We start from the raw sequence: 17,934 nt of genomic DNA, 5'->3' as shown, positions 1-17,934 counted from the left end.
TCACTTATGCCTAAAATAGTACCTGCGTGGGACATCTGTACTCTCCATTAAATGATTCTTCGCAAAATCAGTTTAATGAATGCGGGTGTCCCCCGTTAATGATGAAGAGCCAGATGTGTACACAAACCGACGAAAGTCGGTTTTTTTGTGCCTGAAATTCACTGCCTACCTAGGACTGTCCGCCATGAGTATTGAAAGAATCGAAACTAAACAACGCATGAGCCGTATTGTGAAACACAATGGTGTGATTTATTTGTGTGGACAAGTGTGTGCTGACGCCACACAAGGAATTACAGAACAAACCCAAACCATGCTGGATAAGGTAGATGCTTTACTTGCGCAAGCAGGCAGTGATCGCAAACACATGCTTTCTGCAACCATCTACTTAAAAACCATGGACGATTTTCAAGAAATGAACGCGGTGTGGGATAACTGGGTGCCAGAAGGCTATGCGCCAGCAAGAGCTTGCGTCACTGCCGATATGGCTCGTGAAGCCCTGTTGGTTGAAATATCAGTAATTGCCGCTGAGATAAGCGCTTAAATAGCCACAATGTGAACCCAACTGAATTAGTTATACCATCTGCAACACTGCTTTATGGTTCAAGATAGTGGATCTATTCAGTACATTACCGGCTTTTTTACCCCGTAAAACCTCTGATTCATCAATGTTTTACTGCTCGATAAAAGTGATATAAGTTCTATCAAAGAAATAGCCTGATATACCCAAGATATGGTATTACAAACCTAAAATTAGAATTTTTAAAAAGCTCTTCCAATTGAGAAAATTGACCGGAACAGGGTTGATAATGAAAACGACTTCGCGAAGAAGTTACAAGGGTTAGAAATAAGATCTGACTTAACGGATAAAAAATCAAACACTAACTGTTCAAAACCCGCAGCCTTCGGGCGTAGCGGTTCGAGTTTGCCCACTGGGGCCACTCTCATCCTTTACGAAACAAACATATACCAACGCGAGTCGGTTTTTCACTGTTCAACTATAACCATACCATCAGCTACTAGCATTATTGCCAGGTGATATGTGGTAGTGAGATCTTCGCTTCCAGTGTGATGGAGTACACCCGACCACACGAGTGAATGCTGCAGAAAACTTACTTGGATTACTGTAGCCAACCATGCCTGCTACATGCGTTACACAGTAGCCCTCTAATAGATATCGTTTGGCTTCACGCATTTTGTTTATCTGAATATATTTATAAGGTGTGGTACCAGTGGTTCTCTCTATTGCATTGGAAAATTGTTTCATTCCCATACCTAAAAGCCCCGCCAGTTCGTCGGTCTTAATTTCCTGCTCAATTTGCATTTGAATATAGTCAGACAGGCAATTTAATTGTCGACGACTCAGGCATGATTCGGCGTGATGCTTTATGACATTGTCAGAAAGTGCGGAAATACGACGTAATATTACGGAAACCCCTTCCTGAATGAATATCGAAAAGGCATCTTGATGTTCAGCACACTCCCACATGGCTGTTGCAACCGAACTGATTAATTCATCTTCCAGTACCGTAGATCGGTAGCGCTTGCATGCTGACTGACAAACGCCACAATATTTTTCTGTATCAATAGCAATTCCCAGCATCTTTACATCAGGAGAAGAAAATTCACCGCTTTCATGAGGAGCAGTGATCAGCACACTTCTTTTTTTCCAGCGCCACGAACGATTTCCATATTTTACGATACCTCCATCAGACAAGCAGATACCGATTTTCAAATGCTTTCCCGCCTCCAATTTTCCTGCTGTAGCTGGAAAGTGTGAGCGTACTAAAACAACGCTTCCTTGAGCAAAGCTCATAATATTTGGTTTCGGGGTGTTCTTTTTCAAACTATCGACAATAAGACTTCCGTTATCCATTTTTTTCACTATGCAATAACAATAAAAAATGTACCAAAATGGAGTGATGGGGCATTTTGGAGCGGTGTTCACATTGCGTTTTTTTAAACTACGTCACTTTACAATTGAGAAGGGAAAATCTTCAGTATGTTTGAAAAGGCACCATTAAAAAAAGCACTATGTGTGTATTCAGGTCTTGGACTAATTTTTTTATCTTCTACAGCAGTATCAGAAGAGTATGCTATACCGCTTCGTAAAGATGAAGCAGAACAAACTGAAAATCGACATAAAAGTAACGACGATTTTGCGAATGAGACCTCCGTTGAGAAGATAGTAGTTAAAGGCACTAAAAGAGGAACCGAGCTATTAAAAGCAGATGTTTCTGTTACTGTAATCGATTCAAAAATGATTGATGAAGCGAGAGTTCGCGATTTTACCCGGATAGATGAGCTTGTTCCTAACGTACAATTTAACGAGTCAGGGCAGACTGGCGGTATTTACATAACGATTCGCGGCGTTGAGTCCAATCCGTTTGTTGTTAACAGAGCCGCGGTGTACATAGATGGCATTCCGTTTCGTGAGCTAAGTAACTCAGTACTTAGTCAGGTTGACTCCATCGAGGTGCTTCGCGGCCCACAAGGAACGCTCTATGGCGCAAATTCAGAGTCAGGGCTAATCTTAGTTAGCACAAAAACACCTTCCGATATCATGGAGCAGAACTATCGTGTTTCCGCTTCAAGTTATGCCTCTGGCCAGGGCTATGTGGGTACCGGATTCATTGGCGGACCACTGAATCAAAATTCACTCAGTGGTTCCCTGGCGTTCAGTACATCGATGGAGGATGCCTACGTAAAGAATGTGGGGACGTCCACGGGTGAAAGTGGTGAAGTTAAAGAGAACTTTGTTCAGGGTAAGCTGCAATGGACGCCAACAGACACACTTACCGTTAACGCAACGTCCTATTGGCTTGATGAGGATGCGCCGGGTTTGTTCGTACAGCAATATGTTCCGCTAAATATCAACCTGTACAATCAGTTATATGCAGATACGATGAACGGCGGGCGCCAAATTGATAAGTGGACGGCGTTAGAAGATGCCCCCAAATATACCAATTCGGAAGAATTTGTTGCCGGTTTGAGTCTGACCTACGAGACTGAGCTTGGCACCATTGATCTGGCCGCTTCTTATCGTACTCTAGAAGAAGACTCGAAAGGGCTGGACTTTGATCTTACTGCCACACCGTACGTGTCCGGCCGTGAAGAAAAAAGTGAAGACTACAAGAACATAGAACTGCGCTACAGCTCGCCAGAAAATAACGTATTCGATTATATTATTGGTGTGTCCTATTATGCCCAAAGCGAAGAAAATACCAAGTCGACGTTTATGGGCAGCGGCGACCTGAACAGCTATCTGGCAGCTCCTCTACAGTACAAAGAAGGTGAAGACAAAAGTCTCTTTGGCTCATTGAACTGGTATGTAACTGATAAGCTTAAATTTGGCGCAGGGTTGCGTTATGAACATGCAGAAAGATCAGCGGTACAAACCGCTGGTACGCTGGATTTAGGTCTGGGCGCCATAACCTACTATCAGGATGCGGATCTTTCAAATACCTTCGAAAACTGGCTACCGCGCATCAGCGCTTTATACCAATTTAATCGCAACCTGTCTTTTCATGCGTCAGTTTCTAAAGGCTATATTCCGGGCGGATTCAACCTTACTGCCATACAAGACGATGTGGTAGATGACAGCATATTGTTTTATGACAGTGAAACGCTGCTCAGCAGAGAAGTAGGCTTCAAGTGGATGTCCGCAGACAGAAAGTGGCGCTCTTCCGGCGCAATATTTTTCATAGAATCAGATAACTGGCAGGAGATTCAGGTCGCTACCGATGCAAATGGTCGCCCTGTCAGCTCGGATTATATCGGCTCTGCCGCATCAATTGAAAGCAAAGGCGCTGAACTTGAACTAGTCTGGCGGCCGGTTGACTCGCTCTCTATAAATAGCCACTACGGGTTTGTGGACGCTGAGTACACCGATCTTCAGATTAGTGAGTCACTGAATGCTGCGGGACAGGCGGTTCAGTTTGTTCCCGACTATGATGCCGGTGTGGCTGTCCGTTACGAATGGGATAGTAACTTTTACGTCAGAGCTGAAACCAACTTTACTGGTAAGACGGCGCTGCGGGCAAAAGGCGACGCCGTCCAGCGGGCGGTCACGACACTGGGATTGCAGTTAGGATACGATAATGGTCAGACAGCTGTAAGAGTGTTTGGCGAAAATCTGACAGACGAGCGAATTGCCAGCGGGCTTGCCATAGAAAATATGGCTTTTGGCACCGACGGATTGTTTTATAGTCCGCTTGACGCGCCCCGCATCATCGGTGTTGAAGTGGAATTTTGGTTGTAGCGGGCGTCTTAATATTTTCACTATAGGACCGGGCTTGTTTTATGCCCGGTCAGATCAAATCACACCTTACTTGGTGTTGACCTCCTCCGGGTTGAGATATTGCCTGGCACACTGACGCACAAAACGGCGGCCCGGATTATCACCAGATAGCCAATCATCTACAGGAAAAAGTTCAAATAAGCCTACTTTAATCAGAGTCGGAACACAGAGTTCCAACTCTTTCTCTACGCTTCCCCGCTCACCTGAATTATAAAGCTCAACGTTGTATAACATCGTCGCCACTGTACCCGTTTGCACTTTACTGCCATCTGTAAGTTTAACTGATGGAAGAACTTCACCGTCTTTTACCACTTTCTTGTTAATGGCTGCTAATTGCTCTGTATTATGAATATCAGTCATAGTACCCCCTGAGTACATCATCAATAATTATCTCAAGTGAACTTACGCTTGCGGCAGTTATGTACCAGGCATCAGGATCGACAAAGACTATATTATTGTTTTTCCACGCATTGGTTTGTTCGATTAAAGGATTCGCAATCGCGCTTTTATCGAGCGTCGGGCGCCCTTCCATAACGGCCGTTCGATCTACTACATAGAGAATATCAGGATTGTTTTCCAGTAAGAACTCACTGGACACGGGCTGGCCGTGAACCCCTTCCTTGTCAGAAATTTTAGCTGGCTTCACACCCAGTACATTGAAGACAAATCCGTAACGCGAATTTACGCCGAGAAAGCGAAACGCACCATTATTGTGTAAAATCACCATGGCTTTTTCCGGCCGCGCAGTAATTTTCTCTTGTGCCAGCGACAACTTGTGATTCAGTGCATCGACTATTTGTTGTGCCCGGGATTTCTTATCAAACAGTTCACCTAAAAATAGCAAATGTTTCCCTACAGCCTCAAAGTGGTTTTGCTTACTTTGCTGATAATCCACGTCTAAAAGAATGGTCGGCGCCAGTTTTGATAAGGCATCGTAATGATTTGCCTGCATTGGCGATATCAACACGAGATCAGGTTTCAGCGTATAAATACGTTCCAAGTTCGGTTGCACAATGGCACCTAAGTCAGCAATGTCCGCATCGTTGCCGTAGTTTTCGAGAAAATGTGGTACAAAATCTTTGGGCATACCTACAATATCAACGTCCAGCCGGGCCAGCGCGTCGACTTCGTTCATATCCAGTGCAGCTATTCGAACAGGTCGCTTTGTGATTTTGGTTGTACCCAAATCATGGGTAACGGTCAGAGCTTCGAACTCCGCAGCACTTTCATTCATTGCTGTAGTTTCCTGAGACTCACCGGGTACGTGCTTACCATCGCAGGCTACCAGAATCAGCAAGCTAAACAGAAGTATCATGTTATTTTTTAGTCTGGGATAAATTTTCCATGTCATGGATAGTGTCCTTTTATTCAACATTAAAAAAATTGCAGAGCGGGCCTTTTCGGGTATTAACCAGCTCTAACTTAAGGTCGAAGAGTTGTTCCAGATTTGCCTCTGTCACCACCTCTTTCACTGTTCCTGCGCTATGCACCATTCCCTGTTTCATCGCGATAATCCTGTCTGAATAGCTGGCCGCGAAGTTGATATCGTGCACCACTAAAATCACCGTCTTTCGTTTCTCATCGGTTAAATAGCGTAACGTTTGCATAATGTTTACCGCATGCTTCATATCCAGGTTATTCAGCGGCTCATCAAGTAACAGGTAATCCGTTTGCTGAGCAAGCGCCAGCGCTAGAAATGCCATTTGACGCTGTCCCCCACTGAGTTCGTCGATGAAGATATCTGCGATAGACTGTAGCGCTAATAGCCCGATGGCCTCATCAATTGCGCTAAAGTCCGTTTTTGTTAGGATGCCCTTGCTGTAAGGGAAACGCCCAAATGCCACTAACTCCCTGACCGTGAGGCGTAAATTAAGTTGCTGGAACTGGCGCATAGTGGCGACCCGGCAAGCAAACTTATTAGCCGGAATATTTTCGATAGATTGTTCGTTAAGCGTCACGCTTCCCGAGTCAGCATTGAGTAACTTTCCCAGTGTCATTAATAGTGTGCTTTTTCCGGCTCCGTTCGGACCAATAAGGGAAGTCATCTGGCCCGCGGGGAAGTCTGCCGTCACATTGTTCAGCACGACTTTGTCACCGTATGATTTCGTTACGCTTATTGCTTTTATCACGCTATTCTCCCGGGCCTGACAAGTAAGATAAAAAAGTACAACCCGCAAAACAGGTTAATTAGAAGGCCTGCGCTGGTTTTATAATTGAAAAGATGCTCGACCAAAATTTGTGCACAGAGCATTACCGACACGGCAATGCCTGCACCTGTAAGTAAAATAGCCTGATGATTTGCATGCCTGGCACATGCATAGGCGATATTGGCAACGAAAACGCCCATAAATGCGGTGGGCCCGACCAGACTGGTGGAAACCGCAACCAGAATGGCGATAAGACCTAGCTGAAGTCTTACCACGTTGTAATAGTTGATCCCGATAGAAGTCGCTTGTTCCCGGCCCAACAAGATCACATCGAGCACTTTACGGGATCGCCAGATACAACAACTCACACCGGTCACAAGTAAAAAGGCAATCCATAACTGATCGGGTTGAGCGCGATTAAATGATGTCAGACTAAAGCTTTGCAGCACCGAGAACTCGCCGGGATTGATCGTGTACTCCAACAATTGACTGAAACTACGCAGGATCACTGTTAGTACCAGCCCCACTAACAGTAAGAAATAAACATTCTGCCTGTCGCCGCTGAATAGCCACCGCTGAAGGGCAATGGAATACAACAGTAAAACCAGTATGGATAAAAGGAAGTTGGTTTGCATATCAACCAGAACACTGCTGACCGTGCCTAAGACGAATAAAAGCAGTGTCTGTAATATAATGTAAACGCCCTCGTACCCCATCACAGACGGCGTGAGTATTCTGTTATTACTGACTGTCTGGAATAAGATGGATGCAAAAGCAACACTGACGCCTGCGAGAAATATGGTGCTCAAACGTATAGCCCGGTTGGGGATCACATACGTGAAATCCAGGTTTGAGCCATACAATAAAAAGAACAGGCTCAAGGTACCCAACACAATGCAGATAATGGTTTGGACTAAACGCTGCTTCATTTTGTCTTCCACGCTACAAACAGAAAAGTCAGACCGCCAAGGCAACTGGCTGTGATACCTATAGGAATTTCAAACGGATATGCGAGAATACGCCCAAGTAGATCGCAGAGAAGTAGTAATGTTCCACCAAAGAATGCAATAACAGGCAATGTACGCTGAAGGTTGTCGCCATAACGCATCGCAACCAGGTTGGGGACAATTAATCCGACAAAAGGAATACTGCCAACGGTGATGATAGTGACGGCAATGGTTATTGCCACCAGCATTAATCCGAGAGCAATGAGATTGAAATAGTGCAGGCCAAGACTGCTTGCCATGCCTTCCCCCATGCCCACAATCGTAAAGCGCTGTGCATAACAGTAGGTAAGCACAATGACCGGTAGGATGAGGTAAATGATTTCGTAATTACCTTGAACGACTTTTGAAAAATCGCCCAGCAGCCATCCCTGCATACTTTGCATAATGTTGTGCTGAAAGGCATAAAATTCTGCACTCGCACTGAGCACGCTGCCAAACATTAATCCGACAATCGGCACAAGCACTGCGTTTTTAAACCGCAAACAGCGGATGATGAATATAAAAATACAACAGGCGAGTAACGCAAAGGTCAGTGCACCTGCCATTCTGCCGCTAAGACCGGCTTCCGGGGCGATAGTGATGGTAACCAGAATACCCAGTTTAGCGGCATCCAGCCCGCCGCATGTTGCTGGTTCAACAAAACGGTTTTGCACAATTTGCTGCAAAATAACACCACAAATTGCCAGTCCTGTCCCTGCACAAAGCAGAGCAATCAACCGTGGAATTCGACTCGCGGATAGCACAAGCCAGGAATTGTCTGATAGTGCTAAAAATTCCGATAGCGATGTGGTTTTCGCCCCCAACAGCAGTGATAGCACGCACAAAATAAAAAGGCACAAAAGTGCCATTACTACTTTCAAAGAAAACCTGCCCTTATTGAAAAGCGCTACTGACAGGTTTTATCTGAAGGTAGCGCTATGTTTTGCTCTTTTGATGTGTTGCGGTGTCTCTGGCATGGGATAAAGCAATGCCATCTAATACCAGGTCACGTTTTCGTTCCCACCAGCGACGGGTGCCGCGCGACATGATGTCTATCATGCCGTTGATCTGCGCGGCATTTTCCGGGATTTTTTCCGCTTCTGTTTGCCAGATTTCGATAATTCGTGCCTTGCGGGTACGTCCATCGGGTTCCGGTTTCGTTGTTGCCCACCATCCCAAAAAGCACTCACCAACCATATCCACAAGCACGTCTACGGCCACCAGCGCGTTATCCAGTGAAAAGCCTTTTTCTTGCAACTTTTTCACAGATTCGGCGAAAGAGTGAATACCCGTCGAAGGCGTAATATCTGCCCGGTGAATTGCATCGGCCAGTCCGGGATTACGGTCATAAAGCGCCCACAATGCGTCGGTTAAAATAATCAGCTCATCACGCCAATTGGTGGCTGCCGGAGGTCGCCACTCCAGTTCTTCAATGGCCAACTCTGCAGCAACGCTGATGAGATCGTTTCGCCCTTTCACATGATGATAAAGAGACGAGTGATCAACCTTTAAATGCGCGGCAATCGCAGGAATGGTGGCGTTCTCGATACCAATTGCCAGGGCTGCACGCGCAATAGCGTCGCGAGATATTTTCCTGGGCCGACCACGGGGACGTCGAGGGGCAGCCCGTTCTGAAGCGTCTGTCATAGCTTTAATAATTCCGGTTTAAAAAAAGCTATTCTAACGACTATTTTAACTGACTGCATATCCCGCCCACTGAAGCATGCCCGACTCGCTAATAGTTTATCCGTATCCCGATCCCTAGCTCTCTTGGCTCCAGCAAGTACGCATTGATACCACCAGTGCTCCGGTCTGCAACTTTTGCTATAGGCGCGTGTTCATCCATTAAATTGCGGGCATACACGAAGGTTTCGATATTTGGGGTAAATTGATATGTCGCATTAACGTTGACTGTGGTGTAAGCGTCCACCCTCAGCTCAACCTCATTAGTATCAGAAGAAAAATAGCTATCAACATGACGAAGGCCAGCGTTCACCTTCAACGCATCGGTAATAGTAAAATCAATCCCTAAGCTATACATGTAACCGGGAGACTTACTGATTTCCATTCCAACAAACTGCTCCCCCCGATAATCGTTGAATTCACTGATTTCACTACTTAGCAGGCCCAGTGCACCGGTGAATTTCAAACTATCGGTGGCTTTATAGTTCACGTCTAACTCAAGGCCGTAAGACTTAGCTTCATCGGCATTGATAATCACTGAACCAAACGCTCGACCATCTAAATAGTCTGTCACCGAACGCTGTGAGTCAGTAAAGCGAGTATAGAATAGATTACTGTTAATAATCAGGCGTTGATCAAGCAATGCCATGCGAGTAAACAACTCATAATTCCAGGCGTATTCAGCTTCAAAACTATAATATTCACCACCTCGAAAATTCACGCCGGTCCCACCAGGAATATACCCTCTGCTGACTAATGCGCCTAAGAGAATATCGTCAGTAATATCATAAGAAACGGTTAACTTTGGCAGCAGCGCATTAAATGTTTCATCGTAATGATGTTCCACATCAGGCACATAGCTATTAACACCATCATGAGTAATCGTGTCTACCTGATAACGCAATGCACCAGCAATCGTCCATTGGGTATCAGGACGCCAGACCAGTTCTGTAAATGGCGCAACACTTTCCTGTTGAATATCTGCATCAGCGTTGCCTAAGGCATTGTCTAACTGATTGTTCGTTTTATCATTAAAATAGAAGAAACCTGCCACGCCACTGAATTCAGATGAACCGTCTCCGAAGTTCAACCGCAGCTCGTTAGAGAAATTGGTATTTTCACGATTTGCCGTGCCCTCGTATGGAGGAGCGAATACAAAATCAAAATCCCCTTTGGAGTATTGCAACTGATTCGATAATACAGCACCGTTATCAAACTCATATTCCAGATCAAGTATCCCAACGTCGTTTTTAACCTGCTGATTGTCTTGATAAAGCGACCCGTTTTCTAAATCTTCATACGGCTCAGAAACGACTTCGCTACTGGGCCGATCGGCCTCTGTCATTGAATATGTTAACATGGCGGAGAAGTTACTGAATTGCTGAGGCTCCCAGCGCACTTTCGCCCGAATATTCTTATTTTTAAAACCGAAGTCAAAGTCATGTGAGGTAAAATCAGAATTTACGTACTTCACGAAGGTGTCCCGGCTGCTGTAATCAACACTGACTCTGGCAGAAATATCACTACCTACAGCTCCCGAGGCCATAGCTGAAAATCGCCGTTTATCTCGGCTTCCGGCCAAAGCCTGAAATGCAAACTCTGGCGTTGAACTCGGGTTGCGAGTATGTATGACTACAGCGCCTGCAATACTGTTTGCGCCCTGACTGGTTGTTTGCGGCCCGCGGTAAACTTCAATCGAACTGACATCCCACACGCCCGCCGCACCAAGACTCAACTCCGCCGGGGTCAGATATCTGCCATCAAGACTGATAGTGGCACCAGGCACAGGTTTAGCCAGATAGGCATTACCCGCGCTCACTGGCCCCTTTGTATCTGTTCCCCGAATAATTGGAGCATCTGTACTCCCGGCGTAAATAACGTTAGGAATACCGTTAATCACCTCAGAAATAGTCGACTGATCAGCATTCTTTTGCAAATCTTCGGCACCGATAACCGACACTGAGCTGGCAGTATCTTTCATCGTCCGCTCTATTTTCTGCCCGTAGATGACAATAGATTCTACGCTGTCTTCATTTTCACTGCCGGCTGAAGCGACTAACGGATATGAACTCTCATTTGCGATAGCGCTGGTAGCAAATAACACGGCTACAGAGCTGGCCATCAGTTTCATGTTGAACTGACATTCAATAATTCGGGGCATTTATGCAACTCCTTTACACCCAAAAAAGGTAATACGAATAATTCGCAATTATGCTAAGGCTAAAAAAACTATTTATCAACACCGTGTTGAAAAAATATTTTTTCACGCTAATAATGTTCCGCCAGTCAGCTCGAGTGATAACAGTTATAAGGCCAGCATCATTATGAAAGCATCCACAAAATCTCAAAACATTAAGATATACCCGTTAATTTTCAGCTGGTTACTTGAATTTGGATATTGGTGGCAAAGATCAAGCTTTCAGATTCTCTGTTCGGGCAGGACCTACTAATGCCTTCATCTACGACAATTACCCCGTCATTAAAAGCGGCATTTTATGCTGCTCTTCCGGCACTGTTCGTTTCAGTTGTGTTGTCCACTTCGGCAGGCCTCGCGAATCTTGCTGCTTTGTGGTTCGCCGTAAAACTTATTGCGGTTCCGGATATAAAGTGGGTAGGTTTAATGACGCTGTCCTGGATCGTTGCAGCCTTACATTCAGCTTTCGCTTCGTGGCTAAGTCATGTGATGGAAACGACTTTTTCCGGTAAAATAAGAGGAATTGTAGCCAACCATCTGGTGAGATTACCCGCCAGTAAGCTAGCGGAATTTAAACGTGAAAAATTAAAGCAATTGCTCGTTGAAGATATAGAAGCCTTGCATCATATGATGGCGCACCTACCTTCAGAATTCGTCACCTTTCTGGTGATCCCCATCATCTCTGTCGTGATTCTTCTTAAAACCGCCGGAGTGGTCACCCTGCTCACCCTTATTCCTGGGCTTTTGGCGACATTGGTTTACCTGATTGTTGTTCCAAAGCTTGCTGCCAGAAATGGTGAGTTAATGATGGGGGAGCTGGAAAATATGTCTGCGGCTATTCAGGACTACAGTCAGGGAGCTGCCGTTTTCCGCATTTACGATGAGAGGGGCGGTGCGTTATACCGATACAAAAGCGCTGCCTCGCGTTTTACTGAAAGTATCGCGAAACGGGTTGGCAGCGTGGCGACCGTTGTCGCTATCGCAACTGCCCTGCTTCAAGCAGTGGGTACTTATGCAATTGTCTATGGCATCGGGTACGACTGGCCCGTTGAGGTATTGGCTATTGCTCTGCTATTCAGTCTGGCTCTGGTTACGCCTGGACTAAAATTAGGGCATGGCCTGGACTATGTGGCCAGTGGCAGAAATGCATTAAAGAGAATTAATAACTGTTTACAAGAGCCTGAATTAGTCGATGGTGATGAGTCCTTAGAAAATACAGAGCATCTTGTGCTAACGATATCTGATGTTTTTCCCGCTGTTGGTAACGTTTGTCGAACCAGACCCCTGAATATCACCTTCTCCGCCGGACAGATAGGTATTATCACCGGTAAAAGCGGCTCGGGAAAGTCCACATTACTACGATTAATTGCCGGTTTTGAGAAATTGAAATACGGAGAGATAGGCATTTCAGGAAAAAATATCGCTTATCTGAGCCCGCTATGCCGTCAACAATCCATTTTGTTGATACCACAAAGCAGAGACGTGCTGCCCGGCACCATTGCAGATAACCTAGCGCTTACTGCACCTGGTGCAGATGAAGGGGCTATGCAGCGTGCTTTGCAACGCGCCCGGCTTAACAAGCCCTTGAAAACTTCTGCCCAGTCACTGTCAGGCGGAGAAGCACAGCGCGTCAATGTTGCCCGCTGTTTTCTGTCTGAACACCGAGTCGTTTTACTCGATGAGCCTACGTCAGCGCTGGACCGAAGCACAGCGATGGCTATTTTTGCTGAGCTAAAGCAAGAAGCCACTAACAAAAATCAAATTATCTTGATCGTTACACATGATAGTGACATAGCGTCTCAGGGCGATGTAAAGCTACCAATGAATGATTATTACCTGGAAGGAGCTGGCTGATGAAAACGCTAAGTTTGAAAACAGCGATGACCCGTCTTCTTATACCTTCAGCAGCGGCCTGGGCAACGGCTGCAATTTTAGAGGCGATGACCTACCTTTTGCTGGTGATGGCGATTATGCACCAACAAACGCCGGAAAGGATACTGGCTTGCGCTACTCTGGCGATTTTAAGTATTGTCTTAGCATCGCGCTCCGGCTTCAGGGCCGGTGCCGGGTTGGCCGGAACATTGTACTCGCTGGTTGGAGAAAGACTACGCCTCACGAAACTTACGTGGTTTACTTCGGATAAAAAAGCCCTTCTCAATAGCATTGTTTGCCGCAATATCCCCGGATTTATGAGCATACCGGCACATCAGCTCCAGATATTTATTCACGGGCCGGTTGTTAGCATAGTGATTGTAATTGGTGTTGGTCTCTTAGTTAATCTTGCAATGATGCTGGTTTTATCAGGTCTGCTTGCAGTCGCATTTTTGATGCTTGGGTTATCACAACGGAAACTTAAACAGGCTGACACTCAACGGAACGAAATGAATCAGCAAGTCAATCAATCAGCATTAGAGCTTATCGGACATCTGGAGCTATTGCGCACTGCCGGAGGCTATCAGAGTGCTACCTCCCGGATTTCTCAGAGCTGGGCGGTACAAAACACCCTATTGAGAAAAATTAGCCGCAACGCTGCCCTATCGACTTTCACAGCTGCTGTTGCAGCATGTTTGCCCGTAGCGGGAACATTAGTTTATTGCTTTACGTCCCATGCCTCTGCAGAAGCTACCTTAGGGCTACTTATTTTAAGCTTGCGAGCCACAACCCCTCTGGATAGCCTGGCTTTGACGGTACTCAGCATGAATGATCAACGTGCAGCCATGACACAATTCCGTCTTCTCGACCGCGCTCCGACAATAGAAGAGCCGAATCCTCTGAACAGAAAAATTCCGAATAACAGTATTCTGACTATAGAAGACGTACATCTTAATTCTCGCAAACATAGTATCAGCGCATCGATAAATCCGGGTGAACGCTGGCTGATATCAGGAAACAGCGGGTCAGGCAAAACCACATTACTTAACAACATCATGCGTTTTGAAGACCCGGTACGAGGTAAGATTTTATTGGGCAATGTGCCTCTACCATTAGTAGAACGGGATAAACTTAGCGAGTATTTTGCTTATGCTCCTCAAAATCCATCCATATTTTCCGGAACCTTAGCCGACAACATCCGGCTTGGTAGACCGGATGCCGATGATGACACCATTGAGCATCTTGCGCGCCTGATGTTACTCGGAGATGTAATTGACCGCTCTCCTACAGGTATTAATCAGCAAATAGGTAATATGGGAGACACACTTTCCGGCGGGGAAAAACAAAGAGTCTCGTTAGCAAGGGCTTTACTTAAAGATGCGCCGGTTCTGATACTTGACGAAGCAACTTCCGCGCTGGATGAGGCTACCGAGAAGCATGTAGCTACTGTGATTTGTGAGAAGGCGAGTTCCCTGATTGTTGTTTCACACCGCAAACCTGATATTTGGCAGCCAACAACTATGCTTTACATATAACCACTCTGTTTTAGTGTTTGAACCATGGATGGTTTCGCAATATCCTCTCGTAGAGAGAAAATTATTTTCAAAATCCGCCGGGGGTAACTCTGTGCCGTCCGAGTGTCGGTCCAATCAAGTTCTGCCTCTGGTACCACTTTTAGATGTGTACACAAACCGACGAAAGTCGGTTTTTTTGTGCCTGAAATTCACTGCCAATATGGCTCGTGAAGCCCTGTTGGTTGAGATATCAGTAATTGCTGCTGAGATCACTGAATAAGTATACCGACCGGTATTGATTGAACGCAGCTGTCGATAATCAGCTGCGGAAATACCCGCTCTATCATAGTGTTGCTGTGAACAAATAACCCACCGAAAAAGTTCACGCCTTTCCTCCGATTACCCATTCTCTATTCTCGCCTACCCATCTAAACCCAAATACACCCATTTCTAGCATAGCTATTAACTTCCCAACCTCCCTACAATCTACACAAATGTTTTTTAAGGAAGTTTAGCGGTCTATGCGATTGGGAATAGATGTAGGTGGCACCAACACCGACGCAGTACTTTTAAATGGTAATCAGGTTCTATCGTGGTCGAAAAGTCCGACAACTAACAATGTCACCGACGGTATCATCCATGTCATTGAAACCGTCCTCAAACAAGCCCAGGTCTCAGTGAATGATGTTGAATGTATCATGCTTGGCACAACTCACTTCACCAATGCTTTTGTGGAGCGAAGAGGCTTACTTGAAGTTGGCATTATTCGCTTAGGCAGCCCTGCCAGCGATGCCTTGCCACCGATGACGGGTTGGCCCAAAGCGATGGCAGACAAAATGGGCCATCATATTTATTTATTGCCCGGTGGCTATGAGTTTGATGGTCGCGATATTAGTCGTTTTGACGACCAAGCCGTTCGCAATGCGGTACGAGATATGAAAGCAAAAGGGCTTCGCAGTGCCGCAGTATCTTGTACCTTTGCATTGATTAACCCGCAAATGGAAAAACGCACCGCCGAGATATTTGCCCAAGAGGCGCCTGATATCGCACTCACGTTATCGAGTTCATTTGGGCGGCCAGGCTTTTTAGAGCGGGAAAACGCCGCGATCATGAATGCCTCACTAGCGGCCATGGCAAAACAAGTTACCGCGTCATTTAAAACAGCTTTTGACCAGCTTGGGCTTAACGTTCCGTTTTATATTAGTCAGAACGACGGCACCCTCATTTCAGCCCAGTGCGCGGCCCAATTCCCCGTATTCACATTTGGCTCAGGCCCCACAAACAGCATGCGAGGCGGTGCCTTCTTAACCGGTTTGCAAGACGCCATTGTCATGGATATTGGTGGCACTACCACTGATATTGGCGCGCTCACTCATGGCTTTCCCCGTGAATCTACCATGGCTGTCGACATTGGTGGAGTGCGAACAAATTTTCGCATGCCCGATATTCTCGCTCTTGGGTTAGGCGGCGGCACTGTTATTCAACTTGCGCCCCATCAATACAAACACCCTACCCTCCCGAGTGATGTAACAATTGGCCCAGAATCTGTTGGTTACCGATTGGCACAAGAAGCCCTGCTATTTGGTGGTAACACATTCACTGCCAGCGACGTGGCAGTGGCAAGTGGCCGAGCGAATTTTGGCGATAAATCGCGCCTTCCCGCGTTTAACCCTGCCATGCTGCACAGTCTAGTCTCTCAGATTGACGGCATTATGGAAGACGGGCTGGATCGCATGAAAATGTCGCGGGATAAAGTACCAGTGATCCTTGTTGGCGGTGGCAGCGTGATCGCCCCCGATCAATTAAAAGGTGCCAGCCAAGTGATTCGTCCAGCCCACGCATCGGTGGCCAATGCCGTAGGTGCGGCGATTGCACAAGTGGGTGCCGAAACGGAGAGTATTGTGTCTTACGATGCAGTACCCCGAGAACAAGCCATTGCCCAGCTAAAACAACAAGCAATGGCCAAAGCCGTGCAGTCTGGAGCAGCCAAAGAAACGGTAAAAATTATCGACCTCGATGAAGTGTATTTAAGTTATATGCCCGGCAACATGGTGCAGGTGAGGGCGAAAGCCGTGGGCGATTTAAACATAACCTTAAACAAAGGAGCACACTCATGAGCTCAACTGCTGACTTAAACGTGCTCGACCAACAAACATTAGAAGATCTCGCTAATGGTTGTGCTTTTTTAGGTTCGGGGGGCGGCGGCGATCCGCATTACTCGATCTTAGAAATTGCTAATTTACTGGACCAGCCGGATCACCATCCAATCAAAATCATTTCTGCTGACGAACTCAGCGACGATGCGGTAGTGGCGCCCTGTGGTTGGCTCGGCGCCCCAACCGTATCTCTAGAAAAACTACCCAGTGGCACTGAAGCAACATCTGGCTTGCGTCAATTGGAAAAGGCGTTGGGCAAAAAAGTCGATGCTATATTTCCCATTGAAATTGGTGGCAGCAACGGGCTAGCGCCCTTTATTTTAGCGCTGAAAACTGGCTTACCCATTGTTGACTGCGACGGCATGGGGCGCGCCTTCCCTGAATCACAAATGGTAATTTTTAACGTTGCAGGTATTAGTGCAAGCCCAGCGGTAATGACAGATGCGAAAGGCAATACATTGATTATCGACACCGTTGATAATCTCACCGAAGAAATGGTGGCGCGAGCGGCGGCAGTATCACTAGGTGGCAGTTGCCATCTGTTTGAATACGTACAAAGTGGCGCGGAAGTGAAACGACACGCGATTCACGGCACCATGTCATTGGCACTAAGAATTGGCCGTAGCATGCGTCACGCTACCCAGAATGGCGACGACCCGACACAAGCTCTGCTGAGCATTATGAAACAATGCCCTGATTATGGGCACGGCGGTGTTTTGTTTGAGGGTAAAATTGTTGATGTTAAGCGTAAAACAGAAGACGGCTTTTCAGTAGGTCATTTACTCGTAGAAAGTTACGATGGGCAACAGCAAATGGCGGTGACGTTTCAAAATGAAAACCTCATTGCCACTCTTGGTGACCGCGTCTGTGCTACGGTACCCGATATTATTTCTGTGCTGGATAGCGACAGCGCGCAAACCATCACTACAGAGCAATTAAAATATGGTCAACGTGTGAAAATTGTGGGTGTGAGTGCCCCTAGTGTATTGCGTAGTGAACCAGCATTACACATTATGGGCCCCTCGGCGTTTGGTATGGCTGAACAATATCAGCCAGTGGAGTTACTTAATGGCTGGGAGCAATAG

The 17,934-nt window shown here is 46.3% G+C and carries 14 protein-coding genes; 6 read left to right on the top strand and 8 right to left on the bottom strand.

Annotated elements, in window-relative coordinates; genetic code table 11:
• Nucleotides 1-184: 184 nt before the first annotated feature.
• Entirely contained in the window at nucleotides 185-541 is a 357-nt protein-coding gene (locus ACXAH6_RS10960; protein ID WP_474876768.1) for a RidA family protein, read from the top strand.
• Nucleotides 542-1,009: 468 nt separating this feature from the next.
• Here the strand turns inward: ACXAH6_RS10960 and ACXAH6_RS10955 are convergent, their stop codons facing one another.
• Nucleotides 1,010-1,873, bottom strand: a complete 864-nt coding sequence (locus ACXAH6_RS10955) for a helix-turn-helix domain-containing protein (protein ID WP_474876767.1) — start codon at nucleotides 1,871-1,873, stop codon at nucleotides 1,010-1,012.
• A 126-nt stretch (nucleotides 1,874-1,999) separates the two neighbouring features.
• Between ACXAH6_RS10955 and ACXAH6_RS10950 the strand changes: the two genes are divergently transcribed.
• The gene (locus ACXAH6_RS10950; protein WP_474876765.1) at nucleotides 2,000-4,258 is read left to right on the top strand and encodes a TonB-dependent receptor; all 2,259 of its coding nucleotides are present in this window, start codon (nucleotides 2,000-2,002) and stop codon (nucleotides 4,256-4,258) included.
• 66 nt (nucleotides 4,259-4,324) lie between these two features.
• Here ACXAH6_RS10950 and ACXAH6_RS10945 read toward each other — a convergent pair whose 3' ends face one another.
• From ACXAH6_RS10945 to ACXAH6_RS10915, 7 genes are all read right to left on the bottom strand, one after another.
• Nucleotides 4,325-4,657 carry a DUF7709 family protein gene (locus tag ACXAH6_RS10945; RefSeq protein ID WP_474876764.1) on the bottom strand — a complete coding sequence of 111 codons (333 nt, stop codon included), beginning with the start codon at nucleotides 4,655-4,657 and terminating at the stop codon, nucleotides 4,325-4,327.
• On the bottom strand, nucleotides 4,650-5,648 hold the full coding sequence (locus ACXAH6_RS10940) for a siderophore ABC transporter substrate-binding protein (protein ID WP_474876762.1): 999 nt from the start codon (nucleotides 5,646-5,648) through the stop codon (nucleotides 4,650-4,652). The genes ACXAH6_RS10945 and ACXAH6_RS10940 overlap by 8 nt, the downstream gene beginning before the upstream one ends.
• Before the next feature lie 13 nt (nucleotides 5,649-5,661).
• The gene (locus tag ACXAH6_RS10935) at nucleotides 5,662-6,426 is read right to left on the bottom strand and encodes an iron ABC transporter ATP-binding protein (protein WP_474876760.1); all 765 of its coding nucleotides are present in this window, start codon (nucleotides 6,424-6,426) and stop codon (nucleotides 5,662-5,664) included.
• Nucleotides 6,423-7,373: an iron chelate uptake ABC transporter family permease subunit gene (locus tag ACXAH6_RS10930; protein ID WP_474876758.1), complete on the bottom strand. Its 951-nt coding sequence runs from the start codon at nucleotides 7,371-7,373 to the stop codon at nucleotides 6,423-6,425. The genes ACXAH6_RS10935 and ACXAH6_RS10930 overlap by 4 nt, the downstream gene beginning before the upstream one ends.
• On the bottom strand, nucleotides 7,370-8,311 hold the full coding sequence (locus ACXAH6_RS10925) for an ABC transporter permease (protein WP_474876756.1): 942 nt from the start codon (nucleotides 8,309-8,311) through the stop codon (nucleotides 7,370-7,372). The genes ACXAH6_RS10930 and ACXAH6_RS10925 overlap by 4 nt, the downstream gene beginning before the upstream one ends.
• Nucleotides 8,312-8,366: 55 nt before the next feature.
• Nucleotides 8,367-9,077, bottom strand: a complete 711-nt coding sequence (locus tag ACXAH6_RS10920) for a TetR/AcrR family transcriptional regulator (protein ID WP_474876755.1) — start codon at nucleotides 9,075-9,077, stop codon at nucleotides 8,367-8,369.
• 88 nt (nucleotides 9,078-9,165) lie between these two features.
• Entirely contained in the window at nucleotides 9,166-11,274 is a 2,109-nt protein-coding gene (locus tag ACXAH6_RS10915) for a TonB-dependent receptor (RefSeq protein ID WP_474876753.1), read from the bottom strand.
• A gap of 288 nt (nucleotides 11,275-11,562) precedes the next feature.
• Here ACXAH6_RS10915 and ACXAH6_RS10910 point away from each other — a divergent pair, with 288 nt between their 5' ends.
• The 4 genes from ACXAH6_RS10910 (at nucleotide 11,563) to ACXAH6_RS10895 (ending at nucleotide 17,934) form a co-directional block, all read left to right on the top strand.
• Nucleotides 11,563-13,161 (top strand): ATP-binding cassette domain-containing protein, encoded by a 1,599-nt coding sequence (locus ACXAH6_RS10910; RefSeq protein WP_474876751.1) that lies wholly within the window; start codon nucleotides 11,563-11,565, stop codon nucleotides 13,159-13,161.
• Entirely contained in the window at nucleotides 13,161-14,714 is a 1,554-nt protein-coding gene (locus ACXAH6_RS10905; protein ID WP_474876750.1) for an ATP-binding cassette domain-containing protein, read from the top strand. Before ACXAH6_RS10910 ends, ACXAH6_RS10905 begins: the two co-directional genes overlap by 1 nt.
• A 500-nt stretch (nucleotides 14,715-15,214) precedes the next feature.
• Nucleotides 15,215-16,810: a hydantoinase/oxoprolinase N-terminal domain-containing protein gene (locus tag ACXAH6_RS10900; RefSeq protein WP_474876749.1), complete on the top strand. Its 1,596-nt coding sequence runs from the start codon at nucleotides 15,215-15,217 to the stop codon at nucleotides 16,808-16,810.
• Complete coding sequence (locus ACXAH6_RS10895) at nucleotides 16,807-17,934, top strand: DUF917 domain-containing protein (RefSeq protein WP_474876747.1); 1,128 nt, start codon at nucleotides 16,807-16,809, stop codon at nucleotides 17,932-17,934. Before ACXAH6_RS10900 ends, ACXAH6_RS10895 begins: the two co-directional genes overlap by 4 nt.

The sequence above is a fragment of the Alteromonas sp. ABE4_545 genome (genome assembly GCF_056161325.1).
Note: the sequence above shows the minus strand (reverse complement) of the source record. Positions and strands in the feature narration are given on the sequence as shown.

Bases quoted from the DNA above. Each gene is read 5' to 3' on its own strand.
- ACXAH6_RS10920 (WP_474876755.1), bottom strand. From the start codon at position 9,077: ATGACAGACGCTTCAGAACGGGCTGCCCCTCGACGTCCCCGTGGTCGG.
- ACXAH6_RS10950 (WP_474876765.1), top strand. From the start codon at position 2,000: ATGTTTGAAAAGGCACCATTAAAAAAAGCACTATGTGTGTATTCAGGT.
- ACXAH6_RS10930 (WP_474876758.1), bottom strand. From the start codon at position 7,373: ATGAAGCAGCGTTTAGTCCAAACCATTATCTGCATTGTGTTGGGTACC.
- ACXAH6_RS10940 (WP_474876762.1), bottom strand. From the start codon at position 5,648: ATGACATGGAAAATTTATCCCAGACTAAAAAATAACATGATACTTCTG.
- ACXAH6_RS10900 (WP_474876749.1), top strand. From the start codon at position 15,215: ATGCGATTGGGAATAGATGTAGGTGGCACCAACACCGACGCAGTACTT.
- ACXAH6_RS10910 (WP_474876751.1), top strand. From the start codon at position 11,563: ATGCCTTCATCTACGACAATTACCCCGTCATTAAAAGCGGCATTTTAT.
- ACXAH6_RS10905 (WP_474876750.1), top strand. From the start codon at position 13,161: ATGAAAACGCTAAGTTTGAAAACAGCGATGACCCGTCTTCTTATACCT.
- ACXAH6_RS10945 (WP_474876764.1), bottom strand. From the start codon at position 4,657: ATGACTGATATTCATAATACAGAGCAATTAGCAGCCATTAACAAGAAA.
- ACXAH6_RS10915 (WP_474876753.1), bottom strand. From the start codon at position 11,274: ATGCCCCGAATTATTGAATGTCAGTTCAACATGAAACTGATGGCCAGC.
- ACXAH6_RS10895 (WP_474876747.1), top strand. From the start codon at position 16,807: ATGAGCTCAACTGCTGACTTAAACGTGCTCGACCAACAAACATTAGAA.
- ACXAH6_RS10955 (WP_474876767.1), bottom strand. From the start codon at position 1,873: ATGGATAACGGAAGTCTTATTGTCGATAGTTTGAAAAAGAACACCCCG.
- ACXAH6_RS10960 (WP_474876768.1), top strand. From the start codon at position 185: ATGAGTATTGAAAGAATCGAAACTAAACAACGCATGAGCCGTATTGTG.